We start from the raw sequence: 15,155 nt of genomic DNA on the forward strand, positions 1-15,155 counted from the left end.
AGGCATCAGGCCATATTTTTGCGAAGCGTCAACGTGACCCAGTAGCGAGTGCGCATGTGCACGTCCAGCGGTAGGCTGGCCGCAAGCAGCGTGAGGATTCGGTCGGTGTTGTCCAAGCGGAAGCTGCCAGTGATTCGCAGGGCTTCCAGGGTTTCGTCCCAACGCAACACCCCGGGGCGATAGCGGCTCAGTTCCCGCAGGAAATGCCCCAGCGGCTGGTCCTGCGCAACCAATACGCCGTCACGCCAACCCAGCTGCGCCACGTCGAACGCCTTCACTGGCCCCGCGCCTGAATCCTGGATGTTGACCTGCTGGCCCGCTTCCAAGCTCAGCAATGGCCCGCGCAGGGGTTGCAGTTGTGCCGAGCCGCTGACCACCGCCACCCGGCAATCGCCCTCGCCCAAGTGCAGGCAGACCTCGCCACGAGTGATGGTGATGAGTCCATAGGGTGATTGAACGGACAGCGGCGTGCTCCCGGCAAGCCTGAGGGCCATTTCGCCGCGCACCAACACCAGGCGTCGCGCCTTGAGGTCCAGGTCGACGGCGCTGTCGGTGTTCAGTTGCAGCGCACTGCCATCGACCAGCGACCAGCGCCGTTGCTCGCCCGTGGCAGTGTGCAAATCAGCGCGCCAGGCCTCCAACGGCAGCTCTCGCCCCAGCAGCCAAGCGGTCGGGACCAATGCGGCGACGCCCAATGCGCGCTTGAGCACCTCGCGCCGAGCCAGCACTGGGCGGTCCAGGGTTGCCATGCCCAGGGACGCGGGCACCCCGGCAAAACGCTGGCGCAATCGCTGGGCCTTCTGCCAGGCCGCCTCGTGATGATCGCTGCTGTCGCGCCAGCGTTGCAGGGCCGCCGAGTCGAACGCATTCCCGTCGAACTCCATCAGGGTCAACCAGCGAGCCGCCGCCCGTGCCGCTTCGCGGGCTTCGGGTGATGGGGTCGAGCGCATCAGAAGTCCACCAACAGGCAATGTTCATAGGCCTGGGCCATGTAGCGTTTCACGGTGCGTTCGGACACTTGCAGGCGTTCGGCGATCTCGCGATAACCCAGGCCTTCAAGTTGGCTCCAGAGAAAAGCCCGCCGCACCAGGGGCGGCAGGCCATCGAGCAGTTCGTCCAGGGCTTGCAGGGTTTCCAGCAGCAGCCAGCGTTGCTCTGGCGACGGTGCGCAGGCTTCAGGCAGGCTCGCCAGAGCGTCGAGATACGCCTGTTCCAGATTGCGCCGGGTGTAGAAGTTGCTCAGCAGGCGTTTGCCAACGGTCAGCAGATAAGCCCGGGGTTCTTGCAGGTCAGCCAAGGTCTGGGAACTGGAAAGCACCCGCAGGAAGGTATCCTGGCGCAGGTCCGCCGCATCCCAGGCATTGCCCATGCGCCGCCGCAGCCAGCCTTCCAGCCAGCTACCGTGGTCACGGTACAACGCATGGAGGGAATGCTCCGTCGGCGTAACTGCATCACACATGTCCAGAAGCCTGCGCAAAGTCTTAAATGAGACTGATTCTAATTAATGTTCGCGCGTTAATCCAAGCTCTTTGTACAAAGTGTGTCTAAACACGGGGATGGAATTGATAGAGGGCCCTGTGGGAGCGAGCTTGCTCGCGATGGCGGTGCGTCAGAAACATCGATGCTGACTGATACTCCGCTATCGCGAGCAAGCTTTGCTCCCACAGAGCTGATGGTGTACGACTGCGAGAGTCAGGCCGCCTCGCGAGCAACCTCGCTCCCACAGGCAGGTCTTTAGCGAGCAGTGCTATCAGTGGCTGGCGTGCAAGGTCTTCGGCACCTCAGGCATGGCCGATGAGTGATGGTTGATGATCTTCCACTGGCCATCGAGGCGCTCATAGAGGAAGGTGTAGCGCGCCTGGACCTCGCGCTTGGAACCGTCGGCCTGTGTGAGCGTGAAGGTATAGACACCACTGTCCATCGCCGCATCGGGGCCCAGATGGCGGATCTCCCGATAGTTGATTTGCCCCACCGGTTTGCCGGCCAGGAAATGCTCGAAATAATCCTGGATCTGCGCCGGCGTGTTGCGCACCTTGTTGGAAACAGTCGGTTGCAAAATCGCATCCGGGGCATAGAGGCCGGTCACGGCGGTGGCGCTACCGGTTTGCAGCGCGGCGTTCCAGCGGTCGAACAGTGCCGCGATCTCGCGGTCATTCACATTCTTGGGCTGCTCGGCCACTGTGCGATACACATAAGGCGTAGCCTCAAGCGCCTGGACAAGCGGCGCGGCCAGCAGGAATAAAGCAGCGATGGCGCAGGTTTTCATTTTCATCAACGTGGTCCTTTGGGTTTCAATGGGTCCACTTTGCCGGCCTTCCCTGCCTTCGCCATCGGCCAACCGGTGCCAATCGCCTATGCCGTTCGGCAGATAGGCTCGGTGCCGGTGACACGTTCTAATGACGCCATCGCGAACCGCGACCGGTCCTCTTCCACGCTGGAGTTCCCCATGCAAAGCCCACCCCATGACCCCGGCAGTGCCCTGGCCATCCGCAGCCAATATCGCCAGTCGCAAAGTCGTGCCGCACGCCTGGGCCTGCTGCTGGGCACCGGCCATGAACTGACGCAGTTGCCCCTGTCGGCCATGCGCCAGCGTGCGCTGCAACGGGCGTGCGCGTTCATGGCCATGGACCATGGCCTGCTACTGGAGTGGGCGCCGGACCAGCCGTTGCGCACCCTCGCCAGCCACGGCAGCGCGGAACGACTCGAGCTGCTCGCCAACCTGGCCCAGCCACAAATGCCCGGCCCACAATGGCTGGAATCGCCCGGCAGCGCCCTGCCCCAGGTCTTGCGGGTACCGTTGCGTGCCTCCGACGGCGTAGAGTTCGGGGCGTTGTTGCTGGGCAACAGCGTGGCCCTCGGCGCGCCGGACAACGAAGACATCGAATCACTGCAATTGCTCGCGACGCTGTTGGCGGCACACCTGGAGAACAGCCGTCTGCTCGAAGCGCTCCAGGCCCGCGAACGGACCATGTCCGAGTTGGTCCACCGCTTGTTCAGCGCCCAGGAAGACGAACGCAAGCGCGTGGCCTACGACCTGCACGACGGCCTGGCGCAGAATCTCGCCGGTTTGCATCAGCGCTTGCAGGGCTTCGCCGGTCGCTGCCCGTCGCTACCGCCTGCACTGGCGAACGAGCTGCAAAGCATCCTCGACCTGGCCCAAGGCTGCGTCGGCGAAGGCCGGCAACTGATCAGCGGCCTGCGCCCCCACGTACTGGATGATTTCGGCCTGTACAAAGCCGTCGACAAGGAGGCCGATCGCCTGCGCGACGCCGGCCTGACGGTGAACTGGGCCGAACACAGCACCGCGCGCCTGCCGGGCAACACGGAGATCGCCCTGTTTCGCATTGCCCAGGAAGGCATCAACAACATTCTCAAGCACGCCCAGGCCAGCCATGTGCAGTTGGGGTTGGCGGTGGACGATGGCCACGCTTGCCTGCGAGTGGAGGACGATGGCCGTGGCTTTGCCCTGGAACAGCCCATCGAGACCAACGGCAGCTGCCATCTGGGGCTGGCCGCCATGCAGGAGCGTGCGCACTTGCTGGACGGTCACCTGAGCTGTTGCAGCCAGCCCGGTGGCGGCACCCGACTGCTGGCCAGCGTGCCGCTACCGGCCCACGGAGGACAACCATGAACCGACCTTTGCGCCTGCTGCTGGCCGATGACCACGAAGTCACCCGCACCGGGTTTATCAGCATGCTCGCCGGCAACCCGGGATTCGAGGTCGTTGGCCAGGCCCGCGACGGCCAGGAAGCCCTCGACCTGTGCGAGCGGCTACAGCCGGACATCGCGATTCTCGACATCCGCATGCCCGTCCTCAACGGTTTGGGCGCGGCGCGGATCCTGCAGCAGCGCCAGCCCGGAATCAAAGTCGTGATCTTCACCATGGATGACAGCCCCGACCACCTCGAAGCCGCCATCGGTGCGGGCGCGGTCGGCTATCTGCTCAAGGACGCCAGCCGCGATGAAGTGCTCGACGCCCTCAAACGGGTCGCCCAGGGCGAAGAGGCGTTGAACAGTTCGGTCAGCGCGCGCCTGCTGCGCCGCATGACCGAACGCGGTGCGAATGGTGCCACTCAAGTCCAGGCCCTGACCGCCCGGGAACGCCAGGTCCTGGGGCTGGTGGCCGGCGGTTTCAGCAACCGTGAAATCGGCGAGAAGCTGGGCATCGCACCCGGCACGGCCAAGGCCCACGTAGAGCGTGTCATCGGCAAACTGGGCGCCGCCGACCGGACCCAGGCCGCCGTGCGCGGCGTTGCCCTGGGCCTGGTGGCGCAACCTGCCGGGCAATGGCCATGAGGTTTCTCGCCGCCCGCCGCTGGGCCGACCTGCCCTTGCGCGGCAAGGCCCTGGTGGTGATCTCCCTGCCCCTGGTGGTCCTGCTGCTGTCGCTGGTGCTGATCTATATCACCGAACGCCAGACCGCCCGGGCCGAAGAGGATGTGCGTCGGGTGCTGCTGGTCCAGGGTGATATCCAGACAGTCCATACCCTGCTGGCCGAGGCAGCGGCCAGCGTGCGCGGCTACCTGCTGACCCGCCGCGAAGATTTCCTGCCCAGCTACGAGCAGGCTACGCCACTGATCCACGCCGCGTTGCAGCGCCTGGACCACAACATTCGCGACGCCAGGATGCGCGAACACCTAAAGACCATCACTCCGCTGATCGCCGACAAACTCGACGGTTTGCTTGCGCTGCGCAATGGCAAGCGCGACGACCCCGAGGCCATCACCGCGATCCTGATCGAAAACAAACAGGTGCTGGACGTATTGCGCGAGCAGATCAGCGCCATGCGCATACGCGAGGACGCCCTGCTCGCCGACCGCAGCGCCGCCGCCTCGGCCACGCGCATGCGCCTGTTGTTCGCCACCTTGCTGGCGGCGGTGTGCGGGCTGCTGGGGGCGATTGTCGCGGTGCTGTTCCTGTCCAAGGGCATTGTCGCCCGGGTCCAGCAGGTGCAAGGCAACGCCCAGCGCCTGGCATTGGGCCAACCCTTGTTGCCACAACCGCCGGAGCAGGACGAAATCGGCCAACTCGGCACGCGCCTGGTGGAGGCCGGGCAGTTGCTCGCCGAACGCGAGCGGGCCCTGCGCGATAACGAGGAGCGCTTGCGGCTGATCATCGATGGCGTGAAGGACTACGGGATCTTCGCCCTGGATGCCCAAGGCTACGTCACCACCTGGAACGCTGGCGCGGAACGGATCAAGGGCTACACCGAGCAGGAAATCCTCGGCCGGCATTTTTCCCTGTTCTACCTGGCCGAAGAGTGCCCGGCGCACCCGGAGATGGCCCTGCGCGAAGCCACCCGCGACGGTCATTACATGGAAGAAGGCTGGCGTTGCCGCAAGGACGGCAGCCGCTTCTGGGCCAGCGTGGTCATCACTGCGCAATACGATGGCACCGGCGCCCTGCGCGGTTTCTCCAAGATCACCCGCGACATCACCGACCGACGCGCTGCCGAGATCGCCCTGCGCACCGCCCGGGAAGAAGCCGAAAGCGCCAGCCGAGCCAAGAGCGAGTTTCTCTCGCGCATGAGCCACGAACTGCGCACGCCACTGAACGCCATCCTCGGTTTCGCTCAATTGCTGGACATGGACTCCACCGCCGGCCAACGCCCTCAGGTCAGCCACATCCTGCGGGCCGGCCAGCACTTGCTGGCGTTGATCAACGAAGTGCTGGACATTGCCCGGATCGAGGCCGGGCGCCTGCCGCTGAACATCGAACCGATCGCCCTGTCGACGGTGCTGCACGAAGCCCTGACCTTGGTTTCACCGATGGCCGCCGACGCCGGGATCCACTTGGCCGAGCTGCCAGCGCTGCCTGACGACAGCGGCGTGCTCGCGGACCGTCAGCGCCTGGTGCAAGTGCTGCTCAACCTGCTGTCCAACGCCATCAAGTACAACCGGCCCGGCGGTGAGGTGCGCATCGAAGTCAGCGTCCAGGCCCATCAGGTAAGCATCGCCGTCAACGACACCGGCCATGGCATTGCCCCGGAACAGCTGGACCAACTGTTCAAGCCTTTCGAACGCCTGGGCGCCGATCCTCAGGTCGAAGGCACTGGCCTGGGGTTGTCATTGAGCAAGAGCCTGCTGGAAATGATGCAGGGCAACCTGCAGGTCCACAGCGAACCCGGACACGGCTGCTGTTTCACCCTGCAACTGCCCGGCACCCAGGTGGTTGGCGCGCATTTGCCACCCATCGCCGCCCTGGCGGTGACGCGTTCGCCTGTGGACTATCACGGCAAAGTCCTGTGCATCGAAGACAACCTGTCGAGCCTGGCGCTGATCGAAACCCTGATGCAACGCCGGCCTGGCATCCAGTTATTGTCGAGCATGCAAGGCCAGATGGGCCTGGACCTCGCTCGCCAGCACACCCCGCAACTGATCCTGCTGGACGTCAGCCTGCCGGACCTCGAAGGCCTGGAAGTCTTGCGGCGCCTGCGCCAATCCCCGGCCACTGCCGCCACGCCCGTGCTGATGATCACCGCCGATGCCAGCGACCTGACCCACCGCGCCCTGCGTGACGCCGGCGCCACGGCGATCCTGACCAAACCTATTCATATCCAGGCCTTCCTGGGCCACCTCGAGCACTATCTACCGGAGCCCGCATGAATCGCGACTTGCGCATTCTGATCGTCGACGATCAGCGCCCCAACCTGGACCTGATGGAACAACTGCTGGCCCGCGAAGGGTTGCACAACGTGCTGAGCAGCACCGAACCGTTGCGCACGCTCGATCTGTTCAACAGCTTCGAGCCGGACCTGGTCATCCTCGACCTGCACATGCCGGCGTTCGACGGCTTTGCCGTGCTCGAACAACTCAACCGGCGGATCCCGGCCAATGACTACCTGCCGATCCTGGTGCTGACTGCCGACGCGACCCGAGACACGCGCCTGCGGGCCCTGGCCCTCGGCGCCCGGGATTTCATCAGCAAACCCCTGGACGCGCTGGAAACCATGCTGCGCATCTGGAACCTGCTGGAAACCCGTGCGCTCTATAAGGCGTTGCGCGAGTTGATTCCGTCCCAGCAGATCGAACTGTTGCGCCAGCACCGTCCCGCCGCCGGCCCGTCTTGACCTGGCGGCCGTTCCATCAAGGCATTCGATGCATGAAAGTCACTGAACGAACATCGGCAACCGGCCTGCAGGCACACATTCGCGGCGAGCGCCTGGCGACGTCCGACGGCGTATCGGCCAAGGAGATCCTGGTCGAGATCTTTGTCCGTGAGCGCAGCGAAGCACACATCGTCGTGCCGGCGGTGGCCGAACCGTTGCTCGTCTGGGTGCTGTCCGGGGAAGCCATCGTCGAGGAGCGCGTTGCCAACGAGGCGTGGGAAACGAATACCGTGGTCACTGGAGATTTTTTCCTGACCACATCCCCGGTTCCTTATGAGATGCGCTGGCAAGTGACCAGCCGCGAGCCATTTGTGGTCATGCATCTGTACCTGGGGTTGGCGTTATTGGAGCGCGCCATTGCCGAAACCGGTGGCAGCCGCGCGATCCAGCTGCGGGAAGTCTCTGGCGGGCGGGATGAAGCACTTTCAGCCTTGCTCGAACAGATTCGGGAGGAATTGACCCGGCGCGGTGAAACCAGTGCCTTGCTGATCCAGGGCGTGGCGCAATGTGTGGCGGTGCACCTGGCGCGGCATTACCGGGATGCCAATGCCGACGACATGTCCGGACGTAACGCCCTGCCCGCTTTCAAGCTCAAGCGGGTGATCCAGTTGATGGAACAACACCTGGCCGCCCCCTTCAGCCTCGGTGACCTGGCCCAGGCCATCGGCATGAGCGAATACCACTTCAGCCGCTTGTTCAAGCGCGCCACCGGGCGTTCACCTTCGCAGTACTTCATCCAGCTGAGAATGGCCCGGGCCCGGCAACTGCTGCTGGAAACCGAGCGCAGCATCATCGATATCGGCCTGGAGGTTGGCTATGGCAGCGCCAGCCATTTCTCCCAGATCTTCCGCCGTGAAGTGGGCGTGGCGCCGAGTCATTACCGCAAGTAAAACCCCTTTCGGCTGGCTGATCGACACTGACTACTGTGGGAGCGAGCTTGCTCGCGATAGGGCCGGGCCAGTCAACATTGATGACAACTGGTCCACCGCTATCGCGAGCAAGCTCGCTCCCACAGGTACTTTCTGCAGGCATGTTCTCATTTGATCCGGTAGTGAAAAGTATTGCGCACTGCCGGCACCGTCACTGCCTTGCCATCGATGATTCGCGGCTGATAACGAAACGTCTGGGCAGCGGCCAGGGACGGTCGGATGAACAATGGGTGGCAACCGTCGAGCACCTTGGGGTTATCGATCCGCCCGTCCGGCGTCACGCTGTATTCCACGGTGCAATCGCCTTCCAGGCCCTTGTCCAGGGCGCGTTGCGGATAGTCCGGGGCTTGCTTGCTCAGCGGTTGGTAGCTGCGGCTGTCGGCGACGGCCTGGCGCGCCTGCTCGGCTTGGCGTTGTTCGGCGAGTGCTTGTGCCTGCCGGACCTGCCGCTGTTGTTCAGCGGCCTGCTGCTCGGCGTCTTGCCTGCGTCGTTCGCTTTCCTGGCGTTCACGCTGCTGTTGGGCCTGTTGCTCGCGCTTTTGCTCCTCGACCCGTTTGCGGGCCAGGGCCGCCTGTTCCAGTTTCTGCGCCTGGACACGCGGGTCGACAACCGGCTGGGTGGGCGCGGGACGCGGCGCTTCTACCGGCGCCGAGGTCGGCTCGACCGATGGCGGTGCAACAGGCGCGACAGGAACCGGGACAAGGGCTTCGGGCGCTGGCGGCAGCATCACCAGTTGCGTGTGCAACACCCTGGGCGTCTCGGCAGCTGGCTTCTCCACGCTCCACCCCAGCACCAACAACGCCACCACACCCGCGTGCAGGGCCACGGCGAGCCCCGCCGCCAGGCTGTTTTTCCAAAAGCGACGGCCCAGCGCAGGTACGCTCAAGGAGGGACTGTCCATGATCATCGCCGTCATTGCGGCGCCTCGGTCACCAGCCCCAGGTTGCTCACGCCGCCCTGTTGCAACGCGGCCATGGCTGCAACGACCCGACCGTAATCGGCATGCGCGTCGGCACGGATGTACACCTGGGTATCGCTGCGCTCGGCGACGACCTGCGCCACCTTGGCGCGCATCTGCTCCAGGTCCACGGCGCTGTCGGTCTGGTGGTGGGTGTCCAGCTCACCGCCCAGGTTCCAGTAGTAACCGCCCTCGGCCTTGACCGACAGGGTGAGGATTTGCTGGCGACGGTCGTTGGCCAGTGCTTCGCTGGCGACCTTGGGCAGTTCGATCTTCACCCCCTGGGTCAGCATCGGTGCGGTGACCATGAAAATCACCAGCAGCACCAACATCACGTCGATGTACGGCACCACGTTCATTTCGGCCTTGGGACCGTGCTTGCGTTGTGGCTTGACGAGCATCTGCCCTCTCCTTTCAAGCGGCCGAGGCCAGGTTCACCGGGGCACCGTGCAGCTTGCGGTGCAGACGCGCCTGCAGCTCGTTGCCAAAGGCGTAGTACCGGGTCAGCAGGGTCTGGCCGCGAGCGGCAAAACGGTTATAGGCAATGACCGCCGGGATTGCCGCGAACAGGCCGATGGCCGTGGCGATCAACGCTTCGGCAATGCCCGGCGCCACAGTGGAAAGGCTGGCCTGTTGCACTTGGGACAGGCCGATAAAGGCATTCATGATCCCCCAGACGGTGCCGAACAAACCGATGTAGGGGCTGACCGAACCGACGGTGGCGAGAAACTGCAGGCCTTTTTCCAGCTGTATTTCCTGTTCGCTGATCGCCACTTGCAGCGCGCGCTCGACACCTTCAAGCACCACTTGCGGCGTGCTTGAAGGTTGGTTGAGCTGAGTGAAGGCCAGCACACCCGCCTGGAAAATCGGCGTGACACCACCGTCGTCTTCGCGGACCTGTGCGTGTTCCCGATACAGGGGTAGCAGATCCTGGGTGCCGCGAAAGCGCTGCATGAAACCGTTGAGCTGGCGTTCGTTGCGTTGCAATACGGCGCTGCGCTGGATGATCAAATACCAGCTCAATAGCGAGGCCAGCAGCAACGTGAGCATGACCGCCTTGACCAGCAGACTCGCGTCACTGATCAGGCCCCAGATCGTCATGTGTTCCAGAGTGGCTTGCATGGTTGAAACTCCTGTCTGGCGGTTATTCGATGAAATGTTCGTGACCGGTTGATGACAGCGTCGCTCAAGGCAGGCGCAGCGCTTTCGCCACGTCGGCCCAGGGCACGAACTTGAAGTTCTGGGTCTGCTCGGGCATGCGCTTGCGGCCGTCCTGGACCACCAGCATGCCCTGGCTCCAAGGCCCGCCGAGGTTCACCGAGGTCACCTCCAGGCCATCGGTTTGCGACGCGCCATCGATGCCCGCGGCCGCGTTCAGACCGACCCGGAAGGCGCCGCGCACGGCATAGGGAGGCTCGGCATCGAGCACCAGGTAACTGTCGTTGCCCTGGCTGGAGATCACCAGGTAGTCGTGGCCGCTGGCCTGGTACAAGGCCATGCCCTCGACGTCAGCGTGCAACGACGGGCCAACCTTGATCACACTGTTCAAGGTCGCCGGTTGGTCGGCCCGGGCATCCACTGCCCAGACGCCGACGTCCTCTTCACCGAGAAACAAGCGTTGGCGCTGCTCGTCGGCGACACAACCTTCAGGCTGGCTGTCGACGCTGAACTGGCGCACCAACTGGCCTTCCACCACGCCGTCCGGCGCGCTCAGGCGGTACTGCACGAAGCGCCCGTCCTTGCCGTTGGCGAAGGCATACAGTTCGCCTTCAGCAGGCTGGAACAGGCAGATGCCGTAGATTTCCTTCAATGACGTCGCAATCTCACCGGCTTCGCGCAACTCGCCGCTGGTGCGGTCGATGCTGAACAGGCTCAAGCTGTTGCGATCTCGGTTGCTGGCCACGGCCAGATCGACGGTTTGCGTGCCCAGCTTGAAGTTCGCCCGCACATCGACGTTATTCAGGCGCCCGACCGCCAGTTCCTGCAGCAACTTGCCTTGCAGGTCATAGGCCAGCAGGCCTTGCTTCTTGTTGGTGCCCAGCACCCGGCTCAGCCCGGGCGTCGTCGGATGCACCCAGATCGCCGGGTCATCGGCGGCGTCGCCCTGGCGGGCCACCGGTTCGCTCTGGACGATGGCAGCCACAGTGGGCAGTACCGGCGGCAAAGGCGCTGGCGTGGGTTTCCAGCTGATTTCGCCTTGGTACAGGTGTCCGTTGTCATCGTCGCGCAGCAGCACTTCAATGCCATTTTTCGTCAGCCGCGCCGCGAGATTTTCCGGTTCCTTCAGGCCCGCCAACGGCAGATTGGCTTTGGCGCTCCAACTCTCGTCCTGTTGCTGGTACACATGCAGTTGCGCCGCTTCCGGGTCCAGCCCAAACAGGTCGCCCGGCAGCACGGCCATGGCCCCGGCGCTTTGCTGGAGGTCGCCAAACGGCGCACGCATCGCCACGGGTACCCGCACGGTCTCGGCCTCTGAGGATGCCGGATAGGCCCACCAACCCACCCGCTCCTCGTTGACGAACAATTGATTGGCGCTGTCCTGCACCTGGCAGGTCTTGGCGTCCGGCGGCAATGGCAAGCCGCGCACCCGTTGCGCGCTGTCGCTCAGGCGCTCGCCATTGCCTACCAGCCATTGCTCGCCCTTGCCCTCCTCGCCGACCAGGAACACAAACAGGTTGCTCGCCTCGTCGCGATACAGGCACAGGCCGTTGACCGGGAAATCCCGCGTGGGCAGGTACAACGGCACGCCCCACTGACGGTTTTGTGGGTCGAGGCTGACCACCAGGGCTTGCTGACGCGTGCTGTCGAGGCTGGCGACCAACGCGTTCGCGCCTTGGGCACGGCTATCGAGACCTTCAAAGGTGCCCTCCAGGCGTGTCAGTTCGCGACCTTGGGCATCGAGCAAGAACAAACCTTCGCGGGCACTGGCCAGTCGCTCGGTCGTCGAAGTGCCAGGCAGGAATGCCAGGGCGTTGATCGACAGTTGCTCGGCTTGAGACCAGGGTTGCAGCTTTAGCTTGGGCGCTGGGTCAGCCGCCAGGGTGGCGGCTGATGCCAGGCTGATCGCCATCGCCAACAGGTAGCGCTTGGGTAAGAAAAACATCGTGTTCAACGGGAAAATCCTTGTCGTTCAGTCAGGCTCAAACGGGCTTGTTGCTCACTTCTATGGCCAGGGAACTCATCTGTGGGAGCAAAGTCCCCTTGCCAAAAGTGATCAGGCACGCGATTCAGAAATGGGTAAAGGTCAGCCCCAGCTTGTAGGTCGGGCCGTACTCTTCGTACTGGCCGTTGTAGGAGCGGTGGCCGGTGTAGACGAAATACGGCTCGTCGGTGAGGTTCTGGGCTTCCAGGCTCACTTGCAGGTTTTTGGTCAGCGAATAACGCGCGCTGAAGTCGACGAAGGTCTGGGCGTCGACGTGCAGGTCATGGTCGCGGTCGCTGATGGACGCCAGCTCGAACAGGTACGCGGACTTGTAGTTGGCCGACAGACGTAGGCTCAGCTTGTCGTTTTCCCAACCCAACATCAGGTTGCCGACCGTGTCCGACTGGTTCGGCAAGTCGATGCTGCGCTTGCGCTGGGTACCACTGGCTTGGTCGAAGCCTTCGATCTCGGCGTCCGAACGACTGAAGGTGGTGTTGGCGCCGAGCAGCAGGCCGTTCCAAGGTGCCGGCAGCCAGTCGAATTTTTGTGAATAGGCCAATTCCAGGCCATACAGCTTGGCGCTGTCGCCGTTGGCGTAGCTGTGGGCTTCTGAAAAATCGGTCCAGGCACCGGTGCCGGCCAGATCGGTGTTGTAGACGAAGTTCTTGATGTCCTTGTAGAACACGAAGGCCGAGACCGTGCCGGCGTGGCCCATGAAGTGCTCGATGCCCAGGTCCAGGTTGCTCGATTCCAGCGGCTTGAGCTCCGGGTTGCCGAACGTCGCCTCGTCATCGTCGATGACAAAACCCGGCGCCAATTGCCCGAAGGTCGGACGCACCACGGATTTGGTCCAGGCCGCACGCACCTGGGTGTTCTTGTCCAGCTGATAGCGCGCGTGCAGGCCCGGCAACCAGTGGTGATACTTGCGGCGGGTCTCGGTGTCGGTGAATACGCCGTCGGTGGCGCCGGTGCCCTTGGCTTCGAACTCGGTGCCTTCGTAGCGCATGCCGGCGATGAAGCGCCAGTCATCGATATCGACGGTGTTCATCAGGTATCCGGCGTTGATGTCCTCGCTCATCTTGAAGTCGTTGACTCGCGACTCCTGCTCGTCAAAAAACTCATCGCGATTCAGACCGCCGAGCAACTGCTTGATCGCGTCGGCGCTGATGCCCGGGCCGAAGCGGCCGAGGCGATAGTCCACGTTGCCTTTCTGGAACTGCCCAAGGTTCAACTGCTCGTCGGTAAACCCCAAGTCGTCGAAATCCTTGTAGACCCAGGCATTGAGGTCGTTGTCCTTGTTACGTCGGCTGACTTTGCCACCGAACTTGACCTGGGACGCATAGCCACGCAGGTCATAGTCCCGGGCCAGGTCCAGGCGCAGGTTTTTCTCGGTGTCGGTGGTCTTCTGTTCTTCCCAATCCACCTTGTCGAGGCTGAAGTTGGCCGGATCGTAGAACCCCGAGCCGATGATCGGCCGCGGTTTGTCGCTGTCGTAGAAGCCGCCGTTGAAACCGTCGATGCCTTCGAAAGTGGCGCCGGCGATGTGGCCGGGGCTGTCTTCGCTGGATTGGCTATAACCGCCCTGGCCACTCAGGGTCCAGAGCCCGAACATGCGTTCGCCACCGAGCACGTAGGATTGGATTTCCTGGGTTTCTTCACGTTGCTTGAGTTTGCGCTTGCCCTCGGCATCCCCCAGTTCACCGGCGGCTTGCGGGTCTTCGAAGGCAATGCTGGCGGCGTTGCGGGTTTCACTGTCCTTGTAGCGGCTGTACAGCGTGCGCAGGTAATAGCTGCTGAAGTCATCGGGCTTGTAGTCGAAGTTCAACCCGCCACCGGCACGCTCGCGACGGATGTCGTAGTCGCGCTGTTCGAACTCTTCGAGGCGCGAGCCTTGCTCGAAATCCCAGGCGCCGCCGGTTTCGACATTGTCTGAACCGAAGTCACGCTTCTGCCAGCTCAGCGCCGCAGCCACGCCGAAATTGTCGATGCCGTCGCCGAGGCTGAAACGATCACTGATGGCGCCGGAGAATTTCGGGCTGGTCTGGCTGGTGTTCTTGTCATAGCTGGCTTCGCTGCTGCCGGTGTAGAACAGGCCCTTGTGGTCGAAGGCCGAGAGGCTTTTGACGTCCACCGTACCGCCCAGGGAATTGGCGTCCATGTCCGGCGTCAGGGTCTTGATCACCGACAACGATTGCACCAGCTCCGAAGGCAGCACATCCAGGGCAACGGCCCGGCGTTCGCTCTCCGGGGCTGGCACCAGCGTACCGTTGATGGTCACGCTGTTGAGGTCCGGTCCCAGGCCGCGCACGCTGACAAACCGGCCTTCGCCCTGGTCGCGCTCGACGCTGACACCGGGCAGGCGCTGCACCGCTTCGGCGACGTTTTCATCCGGCAACTGCGCCACGCCGTCTGCATGCACCACGCTCTTGATGCTGTCGGCGCTGCGCTGTTCCTTGAGGGCCTGATCGATACTGGCCGCCTGGCCGACCACTTCAACGTGTTCAGTGGCCGCCTGCTCGGCGGCGCTCAGTCGCTCACTGGCAATGGCCATCGCCAATGCGGTGAACGTGAAACCGACGAGCCCGGCAGTGCTTGTGCGGTGATACATGGTGGTCCTCCCCAGGAATCCGGAAATCCGCCAGGCAATGGCCCGGCAACTGGGAGGGCACGCTAGGGGTGGGGAATGACGGTTCTGTGACAGGGTTTGGCTGCAGGGGCTGCAATCGGCTGATTTAGGGGGGCTGGAGAACCGGAATGAGCTGAAATGACCTGTTTTACAGGTTCAGGGAATCTGAAGGGCGAAGGAATTTGGCGAAACGTCGCACCGCTGTGGGAGCAAAGCTTGCTCGCGATGCAGGCGCCTCGATTCCCTGAAAAACCGCGTCGTCTTCATCGCGAGCAAGCTTTGCTCCCACAAAATTCCCTCGCCACAATGAGATAGGTGGCGATGTCATGCATGAAAAGTTCAAACTAAGGATGAGCTGATTCGACCTCCCCCACCCCATCCCCCGCCGTCA

At 63.4% G+C, this 15,155-nt stretch carries 13 protein-coding genes; 5 read left to right on the plus strand and 8 right to left on the minus strand.

Annotation, left to right across the window (positions count from 1 at the left end):
- Positions 1-5: 5 nt before the first annotated feature.
- The 3 genes from KI235_RS15940 to KI235_RS15950 all read right to left on the minus strand — a co-directional run bounded on the left by KI235_RS15940 (position 6) and on the right by KI235_RS15950 (position 2,272).
- Positions 6-950 (minus strand): FecR domain-containing protein, encoded by a 945-nt coding sequence (locus KI235_RS15940; protein ID WP_003202040.1) that lies wholly within the window; start codon positions 948-950, stop codon positions 6-8.
- Positions 950-1,459 carry a sigma-70 family RNA polymerase sigma factor gene (locus tag KI235_RS15945; RefSeq protein WP_003202042.1) on the minus strand — a complete coding sequence of 170 codons (510 nt, stop codon included), beginning with the start codon at positions 1,457-1,459 and terminating at the stop codon, positions 950-952. Before KI235_RS15945 ends, KI235_RS15940 begins: the two co-directional genes overlap by 1 nt.
- Before the next feature lie 291 nt (positions 1,460-1,750).
- Positions 1,751-2,272 carry an SgcJ/EcaC family oxidoreductase gene (locus KI235_RS15950; RefSeq protein WP_013693409.1) on the minus strand — a complete coding sequence of 174 codons (522 nt, stop codon included), beginning with the start codon at positions 2,270-2,272 and terminating at the stop codon, positions 1,751-1,753.
- A gap of 174 nt (positions 2,273-2,446) precedes the next feature.
- On the opposite strand from KI235_RS15950, the gene KI235_RS15955 reads away from it, so the two are divergent.
- From KI235_RS15955 to KI235_RS15975, 5 genes are read left to right on the plus strand one after another with little or no spacing between them, the layout of a single operon-like run.
- On the plus strand, positions 2,447-3,631 hold the full coding sequence (locus KI235_RS15955; RefSeq protein WP_013693410.1) for a sensor histidine kinase: 1,185 nt from the start codon (positions 2,447-2,449) through the stop codon (positions 3,629-3,631).
- Positions 3,628-4,296, plus strand: coding sequence for a response regulator transcription factor (locus KI235_RS15960; protein WP_013693411.1), 669 nt, complete (start codon positions 3,628-3,630; stop codon positions 4,294-4,296). The genes KI235_RS15955 and KI235_RS15960 overlap by 4 nt, the downstream gene beginning before the upstream one ends.
- Positions 4,293-6,605, plus strand: a complete 2,313-nt coding sequence (locus KI235_RS15965; RefSeq protein ID WP_003202050.1) for an ATP-binding protein — start codon at positions 4,293-4,295, stop codon at positions 6,603-6,605. The genes KI235_RS15960 and KI235_RS15965 overlap by 4 nt, the downstream gene beginning before the upstream one ends.
- Complete coding sequence (locus KI235_RS15970; RefSeq protein ID WP_003202053.1) at positions 6,602-7,069, plus strand: response regulator; 468 nt, start codon at positions 6,602-6,604, stop codon at positions 7,067-7,069. The genes KI235_RS15965 and KI235_RS15970 overlap by 4 nt, the downstream gene beginning before the upstream one ends.
- A 32-nt stretch (positions 7,070-7,101) precedes the next feature.
- Positions 7,102-7,998, plus strand: a complete 897-nt coding sequence (locus tag KI235_RS15975) for a helix-turn-helix domain-containing protein (RefSeq protein WP_013693412.1) — start codon at positions 7,102-7,104, stop codon at positions 7,996-7,998.
- Positions 7,999-8,144: 146 nt separating this feature from the next.
- Here the strand turns inward: KI235_RS15975 and KI235_RS15980 are convergent, their stop codons facing one another.
- The 5 genes from KI235_RS15980 to KI235_RS16000 form a co-directional block, all read right to left on the minus strand.
- On the minus strand, positions 8,145-8,954 hold the full coding sequence (locus KI235_RS15980; protein ID WP_013693413.1) for a TonB family protein: 810 nt from the start codon (positions 8,952-8,954) through the stop codon (positions 8,145-8,147).
- Positions 8,951-9,397 carry a protein TolR gene (gene tolR / locus KI235_RS15985; RefSeq protein ID WP_003202060.1) on the minus strand — a complete coding sequence of 149 codons (447 nt, stop codon included), beginning with the start codon at positions 9,395-9,397 and terminating at the stop codon, positions 8,951-8,953. The genes KI235_RS15980 and tolR overlap by 4 nt, the downstream gene beginning before the upstream one ends.
- A 13-nt stretch (positions 9,398-9,410) precedes the next feature.
- Entirely contained in the window at positions 9,411-10,118 is a 708-nt protein-coding gene (gene tolQ, locus KI235_RS15990) for a protein TolQ (protein WP_003202062.1), read from the minus strand.
- Between the two features lie 64 nt (positions 10,119-10,182).
- Complete coding sequence (locus KI235_RS15995) at positions 10,183-12,099, minus strand: phytase (RefSeq protein ID WP_212795873.1); 1,917 nt, start codon at positions 12,097-12,099, stop codon at positions 10,183-10,185.
- A gap of 124 nt (positions 12,100-12,223) precedes the next feature.
- Positions 12,224-14,746 carry a TonB-dependent receptor gene (locus KI235_RS16000; protein ID WP_003202065.1) on the minus strand — a complete coding sequence of 841 codons (2,523 nt, stop codon included), beginning with the start codon at positions 14,744-14,746 and terminating at the stop codon, positions 12,224-12,226.
- Positions 14,747-15,155 lie beyond the last annotated feature (409 nt).

The sequence above is a fragment of the Pseudomonas sp. St386 genome, assembly GCF_018325865.1.
GTDB lineage: Bacteria > Pseudomonadota > Gammaproteobacteria > Pseudomonadales > Pseudomonadaceae > Aquipseudomonas > Aquipseudomonas brassicacearum.